At 58.8% G+C, this 18,732-nt stretch carries 15 protein-coding genes; 9 read left to right on the top strand and 6 right to left on the bottom strand.

Annotated features, from left to right (window positions below; genetic code table 11):
* Positions 1–164 precede the first annotated feature (164 nt).
* Positions 165–1,739, top strand: a complete 1,575-nt coding sequence (locus tag C5J26_RS18770; RefSeq protein ID WP_105403128.1) for an O-antigen ligase — start codon at positions 165–167, stop codon at positions 1,737–1,739.
* A gap of 41 nt (positions 1,740–1,780) precedes the next feature.
* Here C5J26_RS18770 and C5J26_RS18765 read toward each other — a convergent pair whose 3' ends face one another.
* Positions 1,781–2,794, bottom strand: coding sequence for a glycosyltransferase family 2 protein (locus C5J26_RS18765; RefSeq protein WP_206051201.1), 1,014 nt, complete (start codon positions 2,792–2,794; stop codon positions 1,781–1,783).
* A gap of 242 nt (positions 2,795–3,036) precedes the next feature.
* On the opposite strand from C5J26_RS18765, the gene C5J26_RS18760 reads away from it, so the two are divergent.
* On the top strand, positions 3,037–4,242 hold the full coding sequence (locus C5J26_RS18760) for a glycosyltransferase (RefSeq protein WP_105403127.1): 1,206 nt from the start codon (positions 3,037–3,039) through the stop codon (positions 4,240–4,242).
* Between the two features lie 24 nt (positions 4,243–4,266).
* Here the strand turns inward: C5J26_RS18760 and C5J26_RS18755 are convergent, their stop codons facing one another.
* The 4 genes from C5J26_RS18755 to C5J26_RS18740 form a co-directional block, all read right to left on the bottom strand.
* Positions 4,267–5,253: a glycosyltransferase family 2 protein gene (locus C5J26_RS18755; protein ID WP_105403126.1), complete on the bottom strand. Its 987-nt coding sequence runs from the start codon at positions 5,251–5,253 to the stop codon at positions 4,267–4,269.
* The gene (locus C5J26_RS18750; RefSeq protein ID WP_105403125.1) at positions 5,253–6,008 is read right to left on the bottom strand and encodes a hypothetical protein; all 756 of its coding nucleotides are present in this window, start codon (positions 6,006–6,008) and stop codon (positions 5,253–5,255) included. The genes C5J26_RS18755 and C5J26_RS18750 overlap by 1 nt, the downstream gene beginning before the upstream one ends.
* Positions 6,009–6,113: 105 nt before the next feature.
* Positions 6,114–7,604 carry a hypothetical protein gene (locus C5J26_RS18745; protein ID WP_105403124.1) on the bottom strand — a complete coding sequence of 497 codons (1,491 nt, stop codon included), beginning with the start codon at positions 7,602–7,604 and terminating at the stop codon, positions 6,114–6,116.
* Positions 7,605–7,658: 54 nt separating this feature from the next.
* Entirely contained in the window at positions 7,659–8,912 is a 1,254-nt protein-coding gene (locus C5J26_RS18740; protein ID WP_105403123.1) for a polysaccharide biosynthesis/export family protein, read from the bottom strand.
* 176 nt (positions 8,913–9,088) lie between these two features.
* Between C5J26_RS18740 and C5J26_RS18735 the strand changes: the two genes are divergently transcribed.
* From C5J26_RS18735 to C5J26_RS18710, 6 genes are all read left to right on the top strand, one after another.
* Positions 9,089–10,270, top strand: coding sequence for a hypothetical protein (locus C5J26_RS18735; RefSeq protein ID WP_172745916.1), 1,182 nt, complete (start codon positions 9,089–9,091; stop codon positions 10,268–10,270).
* A gap of 269 nt (positions 10,271–10,539) precedes the next feature.
* Positions 10,540–11,538 (top strand): glycosyltransferase 61 family protein, encoded by a 999-nt coding sequence (locus tag C5J26_RS18730; protein WP_105403186.1) that lies wholly within the window; start codon positions 10,540–10,542, stop codon positions 11,536–11,538.
* A complete protein-coding gene (locus tag C5J26_RS18725) occupies positions 11,535–12,164 on the top strand; it encodes a serine O-acetyltransferase (RefSeq protein WP_105403121.1) in 630 nt (209 codons plus the stop codon). The genes C5J26_RS18730 and C5J26_RS18725 overlap by 4 nt, the downstream gene beginning before the upstream one ends.
* Positions 12,165–12,191: 27 nt before the next feature.
* Positions 12,192–13,829: an AMP-binding protein gene (locus tag C5J26_RS18720; RefSeq protein ID WP_105403120.1), complete on the top strand. Its 1,638-nt coding sequence runs from the start codon at positions 12,192–12,194 to the stop codon at positions 13,827–13,829.
* The gene (locus C5J26_RS18715; RefSeq protein ID WP_046666358.1) at positions 13,826–14,059 is read left to right on the top strand and encodes a phosphopantetheine-binding protein; all 234 of its coding nucleotides are present in this window, start codon (positions 13,826–13,828) and stop codon (positions 14,057–14,059) included. Before C5J26_RS18720 ends, C5J26_RS18715 begins: the two co-directional genes overlap by 4 nt.
* Positions 14,059–15,294 carry a decarboxylase gene (locus C5J26_RS18710; RefSeq protein WP_105403119.1) on the top strand — a complete coding sequence of 412 codons (1,236 nt, stop codon included), beginning with the start codon at positions 14,059–14,061 and terminating at the stop codon, positions 15,292–15,294. The genes C5J26_RS18715 and C5J26_RS18710 overlap by 1 nt, the downstream gene beginning before the upstream one ends.
* Positions 15,295–15,321: 27 nt before the next feature.
* On the opposite strand, the gene C5J26_RS18705 is transcribed toward C5J26_RS18710, so the two are convergent.
* Entirely contained in the window at positions 15,322–16,761 is a 1,440-nt protein-coding gene (locus tag C5J26_RS18705) for an exopolysaccharide biosynthesis polyprenyl glycosylphosphotransferase (protein WP_105403118.1), read from the bottom strand.
* A gap of 353 nt (positions 16,762–17,114) precedes the next feature.
* Here C5J26_RS18705 and C5J26_RS18700 point away from each other — a divergent pair, with 353 nt between their 5' ends.
* The gene (locus tag C5J26_RS18700; RefSeq protein ID WP_105403117.1) at positions 17,115–18,704 is read left to right on the top strand and encodes a GMC family oxidoreductase; all 1,590 of its coding nucleotides are present in this window, start codon (positions 17,115–17,117) and stop codon (positions 18,702–18,704) included.
* Positions 18,705–18,732: the final 28 nt, after the last annotated feature.

The following is an 18,732-nucleotide window of genomic DNA, read 5'->3' as shown; positions in this document are numbered from 1 at the left end:
TCCAAAGTTAGTAGGTGGAAATCCCTTTTACCGTGTGGCGGCCTGCAACCGAATGAGTAGCATTTCAGCGTGCGGATACCTTGCTCAGTAGCAGCGGGTGGCGGGGAAAATACAACAATATGCAAGCGCTCCTCAGATCATTGCGGCGAGGCAAGAGACGTTAGATGCCAGAATTCCTGCGCTCTCTTGTCTATGTATTGATAGTCACTGCCCCTGCCCTTTATGTCGGTGGGAAGATAGCGGTGCCGATAATCGGCCTGGCCGAGTTCCGTCTTTGGCGAAATTGCTGGCTGCTGGCGACCGTCATCACCTTTTTATCCCGAGGTTTTTTCGACTTTGCTGTCGCGCTGGCTTTCGTGAGCTTTTATGTTCACCGATACTCCAAGCAGCCGGCGTTTTTCTATATAGTCCTGATGTTCGTTGCACCCTGCGTGCCTATCCCCGCCGGCATACCCGGCATCTTCAACAAGATCATTGAGCTCGACCCTCCTCGTTGGCTGGCGATTACAATTCTCCTGCCGGTTGCGGTCAGGTTATTGAGGGACCGCGGCACTCGGGAATTTCGGGGCTTGGATGTTCTTGTGATTGCCTTCCTGGCGTATACATCGCTGCTTTCCGTAAGGCTGGGAGATTTCAATGCCATTCTTCGGGTCCTTGCCGGCAATTTTCTCGATATCTGCCTTCCTTACTTTGTCTTCAGCCGTGTGATCCGCTCCAGTCTTGACATGAACAAGGCGCTCCTCGCCTTCGTGGTCGGCGTGCTGCCCCTGAGCGCCATCGGGGTCCTGGAGATATCGAAAAGCTGGCGGGTCTATTATGTCGTCGTGCAGGAATGGGACGTGTTTCTCATAACCGCCTATCTATTTCGAGACGGGCTCTTGCGCGCTTCAACCACGTCTATCGAAGCGATCGCATTCGGCTTCGTCTGCATGACCGGGGCTGGTTGTCTGCTGGCTCTCCGAAGCCCAGTTCCACTGGGTGCCTGGCGTTATGCGGCGCTAGGCATACTGGTGCTCGGGCTGCTTTCGAGCGTGTCACGAGGCCCCTGGCTGGGTTTCGCATTCTGTATCTTGTTCTTGACCATCACCAGCCCGAAGAGGTCTTTCAGGCTTGCTCTTGCGGGTTTGCCCGGGGTGGTTGCCTTGCTGTTCCTGCATCCGCCATTTCTTGACCGTTTCATAAATTTGCTTCCGTTTGTCGGGTCGGCAGACAAGGGCAGCGAAACCTACAGATCCAGCCTTTTCGAAAATTCCTTGATAGTCATCCAGCGTTATCCGCTGTTTGGTTCGGATACATTCCTGAAGGAACCAGAGATGCAGACCATGATACAAGGGCAAGGTATCATCGATATAGTGAATACTTATCTGCAGGTTGCACTATATTACGGCTTAATCGGTCTGTTTCTATTTGTATTGTATTTCGTATTTATTTCGTCGGCGCTGGCTCGAAAATCGTTTGGGGACAATTCGGATTCGTTGAACTACAAAGTAATTTTGGGTATCTTGGTCGCGATGCTCCTGGTGATTATTACAACCAGCAGCGTCTCTGTCATACCCTATATATATTGGACTTTTTCGGCCATGTGTGCCGCCATTCTCGCTCCGAACTTCGCCAGCAACCGGGAAAATCTTCCATTGCAGGTCACGAGACGTCTGAAGGTCCTTGGCTTGAACCCGTTGGCCCGCCAAGGCTCTCCGGACGATGGCAGAGAGAAGATGCGAGTGTTGGGCATGCACTGAAGGGGCGCAAGCTGCAAACCTTCGACACATATTGATTTGAACTATTTATACTCGATGATCCGCTGTCGACGATTGATCAGCCGGTTCAGGTAGAACTGCGCGACGCCCTGCATTTCCGGGAATTTGCCCAGGACGTCGAAAGTTGCGAAAAGCAGAGTATTCCCAAGCGCCGATCGCGTACGCCGAGCCAGGCGCCACAGTTGAAGCGGATAGAGCAGCAGAAGCGCCAGGGCGGCGGGATGAAAAGCCGCGCCCGCGATTGCGACCAGCGGCAGCAAGCCGCCCCAGAAAACTGCGCGGCGGAGATTTCTCGTCCATATCCGGAATGGCGATGTCCGATGGAGATGAGACACCTGAGCATAGGCATGCCCGCAGCGCACGCTTCTCCGCCACCATTGGCTCAGGCGGCTTATATCCGCATCGTGGCGTGTCATTTCGGAAGGGAGGCGCCAGATCTTCCAGCCTCTCTCACGCAGGCGGACGCAAAGTTCCGGCTCCTCTCCCGCGATCAGCCCCGCAGCGTAACCTCCGAGATCTCTGAGGGCGGAGGCTCTGATGAGGATATCGCCGCCGCATGCCTGAACTTCGCCCGGCGCCCCGTCCCATTCGCGGTCGCACATGGCATTGAAGATGGTGCGTTCCGGATATCGTTCGCGCCGTCGTCCGAAGACCAGCGCGACATCCTTGCGCATGACCAGAAAGGTCGTGGCCGTCGCTATCCATCCGGTGTCGAGTTCGCAGTCCCCATCCAGGAACTGCACAAAAGCGGTTTCGGGCCAGCGCCGCATGACGGCGTCGAAACCTGCATTGCGCGCGCGCGCCGCGGTGAAGGGAATTGTCATGTCCAGCGGCACTACCTCCGCGCAGAGGCCGGCCGCCGCTTCGACGCTTCCGTCGGACGAGGCCGAATCCACGTAGACCGTGCGGTCGCGATGGGTTTTGAGCGAACTGAGGCAGTCGATGAGACGCTGTCCTTCGTTGCGTCCGATCACCACGATGCCGACATCGGCGCCGATCCCGGTATAGCCGCGGTGCCTTAGGATATCTGCGTCCATGTGTGCTTGTTCCCGGCCGTTGGTTTGGCGGTCGTCGCCAGTCGCGATCTCGGCCTGCCAACCTGGTAAGCCTATATTCCATTTGTAGAATTCGAGATCGCGGCTGTAAATTTACCTCTTTGGTGGAAGCCGATGCCGCGGCCCTAAGCTCTTTGTCCCACTGAGCCTCCGAAGCCCTTTTTGCTATACCGGTTCCAAGGGGAATTGCCGACGATCGGCAAAGATGAAGGGATGTTCGTGGAATGCGGATTGCGTATTTCACCAACCAGTATCCGGCGCCGAGCCATACGTTCATACGGCGCGAAATCGTAGCGCTGGAGGCGAGGGGGCATCGGGTCCAACGATATGCGGTGCGTCCCTTTCGTGGCGTGCTGAAGGATTCCGACGACATCGCAGAAGCTCGACGTACCAGGCACATCCTGCGCACCCCGATGATGCGGGCCATGGCGAGCGTCGCCCGCCAACTGCTTTCCCGCCCCGGGAATTCGTTGAAAGCACTGGGAACTGCGTTCCGGTTTGCGAGGACGTCCGGCGGACATTACCCGCACCACCTCGTATATTTTCTCGAAGCGATGATCCTGGCCGATTGGTGCCGCAGGGACGAAATCGATCACCTGCATGTGCATTTCGGCACCAATCCCGCGACGGTTGCGACACTGGCGCATCAGATCGGCGGCATGAAGTTCAGTTTTACAGTGCACGGGCCGGAGGAATTCGATCGACCCGAAACGCTGGGACTCGGCGACAAGATCAGGGCTTCGTCATTTGTCGTCGCCGTCAGCTCCTATGGACGCAGCCAGCTGCTGCGCTGGGCCGACCTTGGAGATTGGCGGAAGATCGAAGTCGTTCATTGCGGCATCGACCAGCGCTATCTGAGCGACGACGTGGACGTGCATGGCACCAGCCAACGTCTTGTCTGCATTGCCCGGCTGTCTGAACAGAAAGGCCATCTCCTTCTGCTGCAGGCGGCGGCAGACCTGCGGGCCGAGGGGATGTGCTTCCAACTCGTCCTTGTCGGCGACGGTCCGCTGCGGGCTGAAATCGGACACGAAATCGAACGGCTCGGCCTCGGCGATACGGTCGTGCTGACCGGCACGATCTCGCAGGACGATGTGCGCAGCGAAATTCTTCGGGCGAAGGCTCTGGTCCTGCCGAGTTTCGCGGAGGGCCTCCCCGTCGTGCTGATGGAAAGCATGGCTCTGAAGCGCCCGGTGATCTCGACCTATATCGCCGGCATCCCCGAGCTCGTTCAGCCGGACAACGGCTGGCTGGTTCCCGCAGGCGATCTGGAGGCGCTGACCGGCGCAATGCGGCAGGCGCTGTTCGCAAGCGATGTCGAGTTGTTTCGCAAAGGCGAGGCCGGGCGGCGCCGGACGCTCGAACGGCATGACATCAACAGATCGGCGGCGGCGCTGGAAATACTGATGGCCCGACCGGCAGTTGTTTAAACCGGTCGGTATTTGCGAAGGCGGTCAGATCCTGCGAAATGGCCCTGAATGACGAATGAAATCCTGCAGCAGATGCGGCGGTCCGCCTGAAGGCTTGCCTTCTGCGAGAAGGCGGATGCGCCAGGCGATGTGTCCGCAAAGCCACGCAAGGTCCGAAAAGACCGAGAATACGGCTCCATGATGCTTGAGATGGTAGCGCCGCCGGGACTCGAACCAGTAGGCCGGCCGCCTGGACGGCTTGACGTGTCGCGTCACGCCGGTCGACTGGCCGACCAGGTGGATGACGCGGCTTTGCGGCACGTGCCAGCAGGACCATCCGGCGCGCGCTGCGCGGATACAAAAGTCGACCTCCTCGTAATAGAGGAAATACCCTTCGTCGAGCACGCCGATCTCGTCGAGCACCTCTGTCCTGATCATCAGGCTGGCCCCGGAAACCCAGTCGATCCGGCTTGGCTCCTTCGGCATGTCGGGAACGATACGCCAGCGCCCGAGCAGGCGGGTGACCGGGCCTAGCCTGGCCTCGCTTTCGAATTCATTGGCAATCGACGGAAAGCGGAAAGCGCAGGCCTGGCCCCGCCCGTCCGGATGCTCCAGACGGCTGCCGGCAATGCCGGCATCCGGCTTGCCGTCCATGAATTCCACCAGGCGGGTAATGCTGCCGGGGCGGGCGATGGTATCGGGATTGAGGAGCAGGACATAGTCCGGCCGGCCGAAATTCGCCGTGGCATATTCGATGCCTCGGTTGTTGCCGTAGGCAAAGCCGCCATTGGTATCGAGCGGAAGGCATACGGCGTTCGTCCAGCCGTTCTCCTCTATGGCGGCCGCAATGAGTTCGGCCGAACGATCGCCGGAGCCACCCTCGACGGCAACGATCCGTGTCCCATCCGGAACCGTGCCCGGCACGCTCAAGGAGGCAAGGCAGTCGATGGTCAGATCGGCGGTCCGGTAGTTGACGATGACGACGACCAGTTTCAGCCGGGCGTCGTCTTGCCGGCTATGTTCGACATCCATCAAAGGCCGTGCCTCTTCGTCTTGTTCAGGACCACCTGCATGCTTTTTTCGGAGCCGAGATAGCTCCGGCAGATTTCCAGTTCCGGAAGCCTTGACTTACCGACCGCGAGTACGATCACGGCCGTGTCCGACATATCGACGAACGGGATCACCTCGTCCGAACTCAACATCGGCGGCAGATCGAAGAGAACGATCGTCGGCTTCAGCATCTGTCGCGCAAATTCCACCTGCGCCGTCATGCGTGCCAGGTCCGCCGGCAGGGGAATTCTGCCGGGCCCCCAGGCGGTGCGCAGCAGATGGCAATGAAGGCCTCGTATATCCAGCGTCGTCAACCACCCGCGGATAGGGTCCTCCAATGGCGGACGAGGCGGCAGTCCGAGTACGTTGCCGATTGCGGGATCCCGGAAATTTGCGTCGACCAGCAGAACATTGGATCCGGGTACGCGGGCAAAGCTGAGCGCCAGATTGATGGCGGTTACGGTGGTGCCGCAGCCGCTCGTCGGGGCGGTCACCGAGATCACCCGCGTGTCCTCATCCCTGTGTTCGTTCAGCAGCTGGTTTCGCAGGACGTCATAGGCGTGTGCCATCGAACTGTCGCTGTCGAAAGCGATGATGCGATTTGCATACAGGAAGGTGGGAGAGACCGGCGAGAGGTCCGGCGGACATTCTTCATAGGAATGGATTCCATTGACCGAGCCGTTGAGATAGCCGGCATTCAGCTCGGCGAGACCGGTGCTGTCCAGTCTTTCCGCCATTCTTCCTCGAGCTGAGATATTCTTGATGATTTCCATAAAATTCCCTGCCCTATCCCATCGGTGCGATTTTTCAACTAAAGGCGGTCCGGCCGGATTGGTGTGATGTTATCCTCCCGCGATCGGACTTGGGTTGTTGAATGCAGAATTCCGGAACGCCTTGGCTATGCGTCGCTTCGGCTTCCAATGTGGAACAACCACCAGCGTTTCTCCCGCCAGAGCGTCGTTGAGATCAAACGTGCCGCGAACGGTTCGGTCAAACAGATGCCCGGCGTAAATTCCTGCAGCCGCCGCCATCGCCGCTGCGGCGCAAACCGCGCCGGCCAAATAAAGCCGCCGCGGTCCTGAAGCAATTTTAGCAACTTCCGGCTGCTCGATCACCTCGATCTGCTGGGCGGCATCGCCTTCCTCCAGGCGCTCGCCGAGACGCGCGGCATCGAGTTTGGCCTGCATGTCGTCCATGTTTCGCTGCAGCGAGACTTTCTCGGCTTCGTTCGCTTCGATCTGCGCTCCAACTTCGGGAGCGTGAGAGATGATCTCCCGCAGCCGGGCGATGCGGTCCACGAGAGAGGTCCTTTGTGCGAGGTTCTGTTGCTGGCGTGGCTTTGCCATCGCGATGCGTTCAGCAATCAGCATGAGTTCGGGCGAAAGCGTCTTGATTTGTTCCGGCGTCGGCATGGCCGCCGATCCATCGCGCGGTGCGGCGGGTGCAACCTGAGCCCGCATCTCCTCGAGACGCTGCTTCATGGCACGGATTTGTGGATGGGTGTCCGAATAAATGACGGACTTCACTGCGAAATCACGCTCAAGATCGAGGAGCTGTATATGAAAACGCGTGGTCTCTGTCGTCCGCCCGACGCCCATGCGCAGCTGCGCCTCGTAGATTCCGATCTCCTCATTCAGCGCAATGGCCGCGCGATCGAGCGTCGCGAGTTCAACTTCCTTGGCCTGAAGCTCGATCAGCAGGGTGGGGATCCTGGTGGGATGGGACTCTTTGTTTTCTTCGAGATATCTGGTCCAGGCGCCTTCCCTCTCGCGGAGGCGTTGCGTGACGTTATTGACTTCCTGCGTCAGGAACTTGGTCGCTTCCGAAGCACGCGCCGTGCGGATGCGCCGGTTTTCTTCGATGACCTGCGACACGAGGTCCGACACCATATTCGCGGAAACGACGGGATCGTCATATTTAAAACCGATCCTGACGGAGGCATTGCTTGCGGTGCGGTCGGCTCCGTCTGTCACCGATGTCAGGAGAGTGATGTTGTTGCGTATCACGCCCGCGAAATTGTTCTTGGCCAGGCCCTCCCGCAGATTTGGATAAAGACCATGCTTGTCGGCCAGCGCCAGCAGGCTGTTGCGTGACATTACCCGTTGCTCGATGAATAGCAGGCGGTCGTTCGATACGGTCGGCGATACGAGCGTTGTCGGTATCTGCTGGAATTCCATCAGCAGCAGCGCGTCGGAGTAATAGCTCCGAGGCATGGCGTAAATGAAGTAGGCCCCCACTATAAGGGTAACCAGAGCGGGCACGATGGCATAGAAGGGTTTGGCGAGTGCGATCTCGATAAAATAGAGAATATTGCGTCCTAATTCATTGATCATGCTGTCGCCTCATTGCTTCGCGTACGAAATACGTTGGTCATCACGAAGTCTCCCTTATCGAGCCGCTCTCGTCGTTAACCCGGACGTACGGCTTCCGACCTGGGCCACTGGCTGTACCGCTCCCGCATCCCGGTTGTTCGCGGGATCGCTGTAGGCGACGCGCAGCAGGTCGCCGGGCAGGATCGGGGTCATCTCGGTTGCAGCGAACTCCCTTGTTTCACCGTTGACGGTCCGCACGATCTGATAACCGAGCATCCGGCGCTCTCTTTGCTGGTTCGAGGCGGCGTTCTCGCCATAGATCGTCATGATCCGCGTGCTGTCGGCAAGCCGCGCCGCGGCCTCCTCCTGTTCGCGCTGGGCTGCATTGAGTTCGACCAGCAATTGGGTCCGTTGCGCCTGGCGTGCGCTGTCATAACGGGCGAGCTCCGCCATTTTCGCCCGCTCGGCGACTGCGATTTCAGAGGTCAATCGGCTGACCTGTCCCTCGAGTTCGGCGACCGTGCCTTCCTGGACCATCTGCTGGGAACCTTCGGTCACGCCCTTGGCGACGAGCCCGTTGATGCTCTGGAGGCGACGCCTTGCCAGGTCTATCCGTTTCGTCAGGGTATCGGCCTGCTCCTGCATCGCGAGGCTGTTTCGCTCCGAGAGCTGGTTTGCCTGGGCCTGGGCTTTTTCCTCCATGGCGAGCGTTTCCATCCGGGCATTCAGGAGCGATTGTTCCTGGGCAAGGGCCGGATCGGCGGCGAGGGCTTCGGCCGTGCCGATGGATTTTTCTCCGCGCATTTCCGCCTCCAGGCGGGTGATGCGTGCCCGCAGTTCCTGCAGGCGTTTTTGGGAGTGCTCGACTTCGCGTTTTACCACCACCGACCGGTCCTGATCGGCGGCCAGCAAGGGCGTGCGATACACGCCGCCGGCGACGCTGATACCGTGAAGGACAGTCATGTTGGCCCGATACGCATATTCGCCGGGGTTGTCGACTTCGCCGAGGACATAGATCAGCTGCGGGTTCTGAGAATTGGGACGCAGCATGATCGTGAGATTGGGGCTGTCCTTGAAATAGGTTTTCAGCCGCCCGAGAAGTTGCGCTTCCAGTTCCGAAAGGGAAAGCCCCGCGCTCTGGATATGGCCCGCGAGTGGGAACGACAGCCACCCATCCGGAGCAATGACGACTTCGCGGGTAAGCTCAGGTTCCTGAGCAATCCATACCTGCAGCGTATCTCCCGGCTGCAGGCGATAGGTCGTCTGAGCTGAAACGTCCCCAAATGTCAGGCAGAGCAAAAGCCCCGCGAGACTCGTTATCCCACGCATACAGACCCCCAATGATCGGTAACCCCTTCCCGTCCAACTGGGACAAGACGGTCTATACTAGGGCGGCCTTCGACACCTGCAAACAGAGCACAAAGAGGTAAGCTTCCGGTCCCAAATCCTCCATCTAACGGATGAGCCTGAAAGTACTAATCGACTTTAAGATGAGCGGATCGCGCATGGAGCTGCTTGCGAAACGACCGGCCAACCTTAACCAATATCTCCTGGGGGCAAAGGTGGTTCAGCCGGGCGGTGCGGCCATGCCTGCGCGGTCAACGACCGCGGTGCTTAACAAACGTCGGAGACCATTTCGAATGTGTTTTTCGAGGATTTTGACGGCCGCTTTCGCGACATCCACGGTCGGTGCGCTCGCACTTGGCGTGGCCATGTTGAAACCTGATCCAGTTGGCGCCGAGCGTGATCTCGACACTCCACCCCAAGCCTTTTCGGCCGGCAACCGCGACCATATCCTGCTGTCCGGGCACAGCTTGACTGACCAACCCTATCCGGATCATTTCGAAGGGATCGCCCGGCAAGAAGGGATTGCCGTGTCCTGGAGGTTGGAGAACGTGACCGGTTCTTCAATCCAGCAACGAACCGCCGGGCTCGTCCGACTGACCGACGAGCCTTACAACGTTCTCATCATCACGGAACAACATCGTGTTCTGGATGCGTTGATGTGGAGCGAAACTGTTCGTTACCTCCATGGCTACCACCATGCGTTCACCACGGCAAATCCAGCTGGGATCACGTATTTCTACACCCCTTGGATAAGCCTTTCGTCTTTGGCGGATCCCCATCCGTGGATCGAATATGAGAGGCTGGCTCTGCCCGTCTGGCGATGCGTCGTAAACCGGGTAAACGATAAGATCGGGGCGGCTGGCCGAAAGAACCATATTCGCTTCATTCCAACATCGCTTGCGCTTGCCGAACTCGTCGCGCGCCTGGCGTCCGATCCAGCCTTTGGCGGATTCGAGGATTGGAATGCGGCGGACCGCTTGAAGGCAATCTTCTCCGATGAGGTTCATCTGACGGAACTTGGCTCCTACTACGTGGCTGCCGTAAGCTTCGCGGCGATCTATGGAGTGGATATCCGTCAGCAACGGCCGCCCGCCGTGCTGGATGCCCGGCAAGCCGACGCGCTGAGGCTGTTTGCTGCCGACTTCATACAACGCTATCGGGCGGCTAGGGCGAATGAAGCGCGTGATTGCAAGGCGCCGGTCTCGCTCGCCATCGCGTCCCATTACGCGAACTATGTGGCGCGTGCTTACCCTCGTGAGGGCAGCTATGTGATTACGCAGTTGCTGCGCATCCGGAATATTGTCCGTTTTACCTGGCGCTTCAGGAAAGGCCTGGAGTGAAACGGCTAAGGTGGATTGCCCTCGGTTCAGAGCCGATAGCGGCGCTTCGGGAGGGCTAGGGAGCCTACGTTGCCCGATACGCCGAAATGAGTAACCCGATAGCCCAAAGACTAGCGGCGAAACCATTGGCAGCTATGCGAATATCTTCGCTGGGATGCGGAGTTTCGCACAAGGAAAACTCCCCTTGTCCGATGCTGATTGTGCCTTGCGAGGATAGCTGGTTGATATCTTTTTTGCCGATTGTGCATTCTCTGAGAAAGATTGCCGGGATGCCTTTCCCGGATATCGAAGCGGTAGCTGTCGATCGCTGGACGATTGCCCCGCAGACCCGGCGCTTCATTCGTCCCGCAAAGTTTCTGCCGCATCATCTCGACCGTATAAAGGGCACTCAATTCGGGCCGGTCACAGAGGTCGTGAAGGGCTTTCGTGGAAACTATGAAACCACTCAGGAGGCTACGGTCGGTTACCGGATCAAGAATGTCGACCTCATCGACGGCGTTCTCTACGCGCCGAGGTCCTCGAAGAGCCTCAGGCCCCGCAGCCGCCGGCTGCCTGTCTATGTGCCTCCCAAGCACTCGACCACCGGTGCGCTGTTCGAGAGCTGGGTCGGCAATCGCTGGTTCGGCAACTGGCTTTCGGATGATTGCCTGACCTATCCGTTGGCGGAGGAATACGAAACTCCGATAACGACGCGGCCGATCACGCGGGGGCACGAGCCGCAATATGCCGCTAAACTCGATCTCAAGCCGATCTATGTCAGCGACGTCCATTTCGAAGAGGTCATCCTCTTCAGGGACAAGGGGCAGAACGAGAGCAAGAAGAAACGGGCCGATCAGGTTCGCGAAAAGCTTCTGGCATCGGCGCCACCTTTTCCCGTTCATCCCGGCGTCTTCATCCTGCGGGGGAGCAAGGGCGAAAGCCGCCTGCTGTCGAACGAGTCCGATATCGCCGAACAGTTCGCGAAGAAATACGGATTCCGGATCATCGATCCGTTGGCCTCGTCGGTCGACGACATCATCCACGCCTGTGCCGGAGCCCGCATCGTCGCAGGCGTGGAAGGCAGCCATCTGGTTCACGGGCTGATGATCATGCCGCCGGACTCGGCCCTGTTCGTCATCCAGCCGGCAGATCGGGTGGTCTCGGTTCTCAAGGTCATGACCGATCGTCAGGGACAAGGTTATGCCTTCGTCGTCGGCGAGGGAACCTGCGAGAATTTTCGGGTCGAGTGGAGTGATATCGACCGCACATTGGAGATGGTGCTCGCATGACTTCACGGCTTCGTTTTCTCTATCCTCAATCCGCAGCGATGGGCGACCATAAGGGTGCCGCATCCCAGCACGTGCCTCCCGCCTCATTTCGCGAACTGGTACGGAAGGACTACGAGCGCCACGGCAAGAGAATCCTCAATGCCGGCTTTATCTCGCTGCTGGTCTATCGCTTCGGCCGGTGGGCGGGGAGCCTTCGGAGCCACCTTGCCAGACGGTTTTTCCAGAAAATCTACGGCGCGATCAACATGGTGGTTTCGACGCTTACACGGGTGTGGATACCGGCAGAGGTGACGCTCGGCGAGGGTTTTCACATCATCCACGTGGAGGGATCGATTTCGATCCATCCTGACGCCGTGATCGGAAAACGATGCGGCATCATGCACAATGTCACGATCGGCACGAACATGAGCGCCGGTGCACCCAGGATCGGCGACGACGTCTTTATCGGGGTGAACTCCACCATTCTCGGCGATATCCGCATCGGCGACCGGGTACGGATAGGGGCCAATACAGCGGTCTCCACGGACGTGCCGTCGGATTCGATCGTCGTCGGCTCGCCGGCCAAGATTTATCCCCGCCTCGGCCCGTTTTCGAGCGGACAGACCAAGACCGATGCCACTCCCTGATCCACTCAACCGCTGGAGGAGTTTGCCATGAACGCGTTGACCACCAACTTCTATCAGCTTCTGGCTGACAACCTCGTCTCAAGGCCGGGCAAGCCCGCGCTCATCGACGGTCATCGCGCGGCGAGCTATGCCGCGGTTGCGGCCGAAGTGGACCGGCTGGCGGGTTATTTGCAAAGCCGCAATATCCGGCCCGGCGACCGTGTGATCGTGCACCTGCGCAAGAGCATCGCCGAGGTCACCGCCATGTTCGCCATCGCCAAGGTGGGTGGGGTGGTCGTCAACGTCAACACGCAATGGACGGTCGAGCAGCTCGAATATGTCGCCAACGACTGTGGCGCACGCCTGCTGATTGTCGAGGCAAGGGTCGCCGAAGCTCTTGGCGCTCGCAAGCTACCCGACACGGTCGACAATGTCCTGGTCAAAGGCAAACTGCCGGCCGATGCCATATTCGACGTCTGGGATCATCTTCCGGAAGACCTTTCAGGCGACGAGATTGCACGCCTCGACACAGAACTTGCGATGATCATCTACACGTCCGGTTCGACGGGCATGCCGAAGGGTGTGATGCTGACCCATCGTAACATCGTTGCCGGCGCCCGGTCCGTGTCGCGCTATCTGGGCCTGAGGGAAGACGACCGGCTGCTCAGCGTCCTGCCCTACAGCTTCGACTATGGCCTGAACCAGCTGACGACAATGATGCTGATGGGCGGTACCGTCGTGCACCAGGCGGTGCCGATGGCCACCGAAATCGTCCTGGCCATGCAGCGGCATCGGGTGACCGGGGTGGCCGCCGTGCCGCCGCTCTGGAGCCAGATCGTGCGGCTGCTGAAGGACAATCCCGTGGAGTTTCCAGCGCTCCGGCGGATCACCAATTCCGGCGGAAAGATTTCGCTCAACATCCTGGAGCAGGTACCTCGGGTCTTCCCGGATGCGGATGTCTATCTGATGTACGGGCTGACCGAGGCCTTCCGCTCGACCTATCTCTCGCCGCAGAAGTTTACCCGCAAGATGGGAGCTATCGGTCAGGCGATCCCCGGTGCGGAAGTTTATGTCATCAAGCATGGCGAAGGCATCGCCCATCCCGGTGAACAAGGCGAACTCGTTCATCGCGGCCCGCTTGTCAGCCTTGGATATTGGGGCAAGCCGGAGGTGACGGAGCAGAAGATCCGGCCGTGTCCGGAGCTCTGGCACCTGATCGGCGACGAACCGGTCGTCTACAGCGGCGATATCGTCCGGATTGATGCCGATGGCGACCTCTGGTTCATCGGCCGCAATGACGCGATGATCAAGACCAGCGGCTTCCGCGTCAGTCCGGATGAGATCGAGGATCTCGTCTGCCGCAGCGGCGTGGTGGCGGAGGCGGTCGCCTTCGGCGTCGACGACGAGGAATTGGGGCAAACGGTGCATGTGGCGATAACTCCGATCGGCGAGTTCGACGAGGAGGCACTGCTGCGCTACTGTCGGCGCGCGATGCCGTCCTACATGGTGCCACGGCAGTTCCATGTCTGGCCGGAAAGTATGCCGCGCACATCGAGCGGCAAGCTGGCGCGGCCGGATGTCGTGCGCCTTTGTCGCGAATGGATGCAAGGCGGGGAAATTGTCTTAAGTGCGCCTCCGCCGGCAGCTCAAATCAAAGTGACCGAAACAAGGGAGAACCTGCAATGAGCCTTACCCATGGAAAGTTGATTGGTTATCTGCGGGAATCTCTGAATATCGCCCATGCCGACAGCGAGAGCGAATTGTTCTCCTCAGGCCTTCTCGATTCCGTTTCGATGGTGAACCTCCTGGCATTTGTCGAACAAACGACGGGCCTTTCCATTCGCGCCGAAGACGTGACGCTCGAAAATTTCGATACGCCGGAGCGGATCATCCGTTTTGCGGAAGCCAGCGCCTGATGAACCATTTTTCGGCGCTCGATGTCTGGCTGCAGAGTGCGGCGGCATCATTCGGAACCCCCTCTTATGTCTACCTCGCATCGGCGATCGAGAGCCGGGCAGCGCTCCTGAGGCAAGCTTTCGAGCAACGCTTCGCATTGAGCTTTGCCGCCAAAAGCAATCCAAACCCGGCTCTGCTTTCCTTGATGAAAGGCCAGGCGGAATATCTCGACGTCTCCTCGATCGGGGAATTCAGGACGGCGATAACGGCTGGATGGGAGGCAGAGCGCATCAGCTTCACAGGTCCCGGAAAACGGCAGTTCGAAATCCGGGAGGCGATAGAAGGCGGCATTGGCGAACTGATCCTGGAATCGGTGCGTGAGGCGGTACTTGCGAACGCGGTCGCCGGCGAGCTCGGGCGGATACAGCATGTCCTGGTGCGCATCGCGCCGACCACGGTTCCCAAAGGGTTCGGCGACCAGATGGCTGGCCGGCCGTCAGCCTTCGGCATAGACTGGGAAGATATCGCAAGGGACATCCCCGACATTGCGGCTCTGCCCAATCTCAAGATTGTCGGACTGCACATCTATTCCGGCACGCAATGTCTGAAGCCGGAGGCTATCTGCGAGAACTATCGCAACTTCATCGGCATTTTCCGGGAAGTTTGCGAAACCTACATTCCGTGGCCGGAGAAGCTGGTGTTCGGATCAGGGCTTGGAATTCCCTATCACGACGGCGACCTGCCGCTCGACCTTTCCGCGGTCGCCGGCATCGCAGCGGATCTCGACAGCCTCAAGGCGCAGCCGCAATTTGCCGAGACCCGGCTGGTGCTCGAGCTCGGGCGGTATCTCGTCGGCGAGGCCGGATATTTTCTGACGCGCGTCGTCTCGGTCAAGGAATCGCGCGGCGTGCGGATCGGCATCTGCGATGGCGGCATGAACAACCACCTGCCGGCTTCCGGCCATTTCGGGATGGTGATGCATCGGAATTATACGATGCACAAGGTCGGCGGGCAGGGCGAACCCGAGAAAGTCAATCTCGTCGGGCCTCTTTGCACGTCGATCGACCGGCTCGCTGTCGGGGTGATGCTTCCGCGGATCGAAGAGGGTGATCTTGTTGCCGTCCATAACAGCGGCGCTTACGGGCTGACGGCAAGCCCGATCCATTTCATCAGCCACGCACCACCCTGCGAGGTTCTCATCGAGGCCGCCGGCATGCGCGATGTGACACACATTCCGGCGCTCCCCTCGGCATAACGCCTGCCTAAAATCTCGCAGCAAAAATCAGTAGGCTTTGCCGAAATCGCAGATCTCGATCGCGGTGCGGACGACGATCTTCATATCCAGCCAGAACGACCAGTTGTTGATGTACCAGAGGTCGTGGAATATCCGCTCTTCCATCTTCTCGATGTTCGGCGTCTCGCCGCGGCAATTGTTGATCTGGGCCCAGCCGGTCAGGCCGGGTTTGACGTGCCGCCTGAAGGCGTATTTGGCGATCTGGGCGTCATAGAGTTCGTCATGGGCGAGCGCATGCGGGCGGGGGCCGACGATCGACATCTCGCCGCGAAGGACGTTCCAGAATTGCGGCAGCTCATCGATGCTCGAAGCGCGGATGATCGCCCCGACTTTCGTGACGCGAGGATCTTTCCTGGTCGCCTGGCGAATATCGCCTGAATCTTCCATTACGGTCATGCTGCGGAACTTCAGGATTCGGAACGAGCGGCCGCCGTGTCCCTTGCGGACCTGCTTGAACAGCACGGGACCTTTGGAATCACATTTGATGGCGATCGCCACTACCAGCAGCAACGGAAACAGTGAGAGGATGGCGGTCAACGAGAAGACGATGTCGAATGCCCGCTTGGTGCCGCGTTCATAAAGGTTCAACGGTGGCCGCTGCGTCTGAAAGGCAGTCATGCTGCCGATCTTGCGGGCAGGAGCGCTGGTCAGCCGGCCGACGACGCCATCGAAGATGACATTGACCGGAAAAGCCGAGCGCCTGAGTTCGCCAAGATAGAATTCGAGATTGGAGACGTTCGGGTCCCGCCAGACGATGAATACTTCATCTATGCTGTCGGCCTCGCTTTGCCTCAGTCTCTGCAGAGCGTTCGCGGGCAGCAGATTTTCATCCGAGAGGCGTATGATCTGCGCGAGAGTCATGCCGCTTGCAGCCGCCTGATGCTGCCAATGTTCGGCCGAAAACTCCTCGTGGCAGATCAGCAGCACCCGCTTCATCTTGAAGGAGGCCGCAGCTGCCGCCGATGGCAGATACCAGTGCCAGAACAGGCGGGTGCAGATCAGCCCGGACAGCGAGATGACAGCGGTCATCAAGATCGCCCCGCGCGAAAATGTCGTGCCGATCTTCAGAAAGAAGATGACGGTCAGCAGGAAGGCAAGAGCGCTTGGGATAAGGATGCAGATCAGCCGGATCTGCGGTCTCAGGAGCTGAATGCTCTCCGGGCTGTAGGCCTGGGCGCTGTGCATGGCGAGCACGAAGATCGTCGATAGAACGAGGCCGATGCCGATGAAAAGCGAAGGATCGGGCGCAGATCCGAAAACGGCATACTGATAGCCCGTGAAGCCGATACCGGTCGCTCCAAGAAGATAGACGAAGTCCGCCGCGGCGGCCACATAGGCGATAACATGATATTCCAGCCCTCCCTGCGGAGGCTTGTGCTCATACGATATGTAGTCATTTCCGATGTTCGGCTCAAATGGTGTGATCATCGTTAAAAAACCCCTACCAGCGGTACGAGTATAGCCGAGGAGAGGGTGGGCACAATGTATCCTGCCTACCTCCTAAGAATGATCTCCCTATTACCTACTTTTGTTGCTGGGATGATTGAGTACAATCCTTTGTGTATAACGTCCAATTTATGCTCAGATTTTTAGTAAACCTTTAGATCTGACTTAAAATTGAGCATGTGAATTTATTTTATATTTCATCTGGTAAGGCGGAGCTACCGTTTCCGCTGAGAAAATGGACATTGGCAGCGATTGAATGCTGGGCTCCGCGTCCGAAGGAGCTCGCCGGCTGAAGGCTTGATGGCCACAGTCCTGGTTTTGAGTTGGGGGTGTGGATGGAGTTTGAATGGGACGTTGCCATCGTCGGCGCCGGAATGGGCGGGGCGGCAATGGGATACGCACTGGCAACCGCCGGTCACCGCGTACTTTTCATTGAAAAGGGTCTGGCGCACTTTTCGCAGGACGAAGATGACGACCCAGATAGCCTGGACGAAGCGAAGCGCCTGAGAAATGGCCGGTGGCCACAGCAGATTTCCGGCTCGGTGGATGCCCGTCCAGTCCGGTTCTTTCCCGCGCTCGGTTGCGGTGTCGGCGGGTCGACGCTTATCTATGCGGCGGCGCTCGAACGGTTTTCCCCAAGCGATTTCAAGATCGTCGACAAGTCCGGCAGGCAGGCCTGGCCGATAGACTATGAAAACCTTGAGCCTTTTTATCGCAAGGCGGAGCGCCTTCTGCATGTGCGCGGCAGTCAGGATCCGCTGCAGCCACGATCTGAGGTCATCGAGCCTCCTGCCATGACGCGATGCGATCAGCATTTTTTCGACTCGGCGCAAGCGAACGGGATGCATCCCTATCGGGTTCACACGGCCTGCCGATATATCGACGGGTGCGGCCAATGCGGCGGCTTCATCTGCCATAAATCCTGCAAGCAGGATGCGCGGCGGGCGTTCATCGAGCCGGCACTCGCGACCGGAAACGCCATGGTCATCGATCAATGCAACGTGGAAAAGGTCTCGGCCGACGACGAGGCGGTCACTCAATTGTCGTGCCGGAGGAATGGAGACGAGCTGGCAATCGTTGCCAAGCTCTATGTACTGGCGGCCGGCGCGCTTTCGACACCCTTGCTGCTCCTCAACTCGACCAACGAATTCTGGCCAAACGGCCTTGCAAATACGTCGGATCTGGTGGGGCGCAACCTGATGTTCCACGCGTCCGACTTCTTCGCTGTCTGGCCCCGGGGCAGGACCCGTGTTTCAGAGCCGGGAAAGTCGATCGGCTTTCGCGATTTCTATGAGCATCAAGGTCTCAAGCTAGGCGCCATCCAGTCCACGGGCCTGACTGCGACCGCCAATAACGTGCTTCATTTCCTGAAATCACTGATCGACCGGAACGGCTGGGTCTGGCTGAAGCCGCTCAAGCCCTTCATGCGCATTCCGGCGATGATCGGCGCTCTTATCTCCGGCAACGCAACGATATTCACGTCTATCCTCGAGGATCTGCCCTATCCCGAAAATCGCGTGAAGCCTGATCCGGAAGATGCCGCCAGCATCTATTTCGAATATACGATTCATAACGAACTGCGGCAAAGAATGCAGGCCTTCCGCAAGTTATATCGGAAGGCATTCAAGCGGCACCGGATGATGATGCTCGGGTCCGAAGTCAACCTCAACTACGGCCATGCCTGTGGAACGTGCCGGTTTGGTCCGGATCCCTCCACCGCGGTATTGGATGTCAATAACCGTGCGCACGACCTGAACAATCTCTATGTCGTTGACGCTTCGTTCTTCCCGACCAGTGGAGGGGCCAATCCAAGCCTGACGATTGCCGCCAACGCCTTGCGTGTCAGTGAGCATATTGCTCGGAAACTGTCTGCGACAAAGGCGAAACGGACGGAGCCTTGCGTCGTTTCGGATTCCGCGTCCTGACCACGAGCCTCCGAAAGGGGCAATGCCC

Origin of the sequence: Neorhizobium sp. T7_12 (assembly GCF_002968535.1) — a bacterium.
GTDB classification, from domain to species: domain Bacteria; phylum Pseudomonadota; class Alphaproteobacteria; order Rhizobiales; family Rhizobiaceae; genus Neorhizobium; species Neorhizobium tomejilense.
The sequence above is the reverse complement of the archived record's forward strand: the minus strand, read 5'-3'. Positions and strand labels throughout refer to the sequence as shown.

Excerpts from the sequence above, each read along its gene's own strand:
- C5J26_RS18770 (WP_105403128.1), top strand. The coding sequence starts at position 165 with ATGCCAGAATTCCTGCGCTCTCTTGTCTATGTATTGATAGTCACTGCC.
- C5J26_RS18765 (WP_206051201.1), bottom strand. The coding sequence starts at position 2,794 with ATGGACGCAGATATCCTAAGGCACCGCGGCTATACCGGGATCGGCGCC.
- C5J26_RS18760 (WP_105403127.1), top strand. The coding sequence starts at position 3,037 with ATGCGGATTGCGTATTTCACCAACCAGTATCCGGCGCCGAGCCATACG.
- C5J26_RS18755 (WP_105403126.1), bottom strand. The coding sequence starts at position 5,253 with ATGGATGTCGAACATAGCCGGCAAGACGACGCCCGGCTGAAACTGGTC.
- C5J26_RS18750 (WP_105403125.1), bottom strand. The coding sequence starts at position 6,008 with ATGGCGGAAAGACTGGACAGCACCGGTCTCGCCGAGCTGAATGCCGGC.
- C5J26_RS18745 (WP_105403124.1), bottom strand. The coding sequence starts at position 7,604 with ATGATCAATGAATTAGGACGCAATATTCTCTATTTTATCGAGATCGCA.
- C5J26_RS18740 (WP_105403123.1), bottom strand. The coding sequence starts at position 8,912 with ATGCGTGGGATAACGAGTCTCGCGGGGCTTTTGCTCTGCCTGACATTT.
- C5J26_RS18735 (WP_172745916.1), top strand. The coding sequence starts at position 9,089 with ATGGAGCTGCTTGCGAAACGACCGGCCAACCTTAACCAATATCTCCTG.
- C5J26_RS18730 (WP_105403186.1), top strand. The coding sequence starts at position 10,540 with ATGCCTTTCCCGGATATCGAAGCGGTAGCTGTCGATCGCTGGACGATT.
- C5J26_RS18725 (WP_105403121.1), top strand. The coding sequence starts at position 11,535 with ATGACTTCACGGCTTCGTTTTCTCTATCCTCAATCCGCAGCGATGGGC.
- C5J26_RS18720 (WP_105403120.1), top strand. The coding sequence starts at position 12,192 with ATGAACGCGTTGACCACCAACTTCTATCAGCTTCTGGCTGACAACCTC.
- C5J26_RS18715 (WP_046666358.1), top strand. The coding sequence starts at position 13,826 with ATGAGCCTTACCCATGGAAAGTTGATTGGTTATCTGCGGGAATCTCTG.
- C5J26_RS18710 (WP_105403119.1), top strand. The coding sequence starts at position 14,059 with ATGAACCATTTTTCGGCGCTCGATGTCTGGCTGCAGAGTGCGGCGGCA.
- C5J26_RS18705 (WP_105403118.1), bottom strand. The coding sequence starts at position 16,761 with ATGATCACACCATTTGAGCCGAACATCGGAAATGACTACATATCGTAT.
- C5J26_RS18700 (WP_105403117.1), top strand. The coding sequence starts at position 17,115 with ATGGAGTTTGAATGGGACGTTGCCATCGTCGGCGCCGGAATGGGCGGG.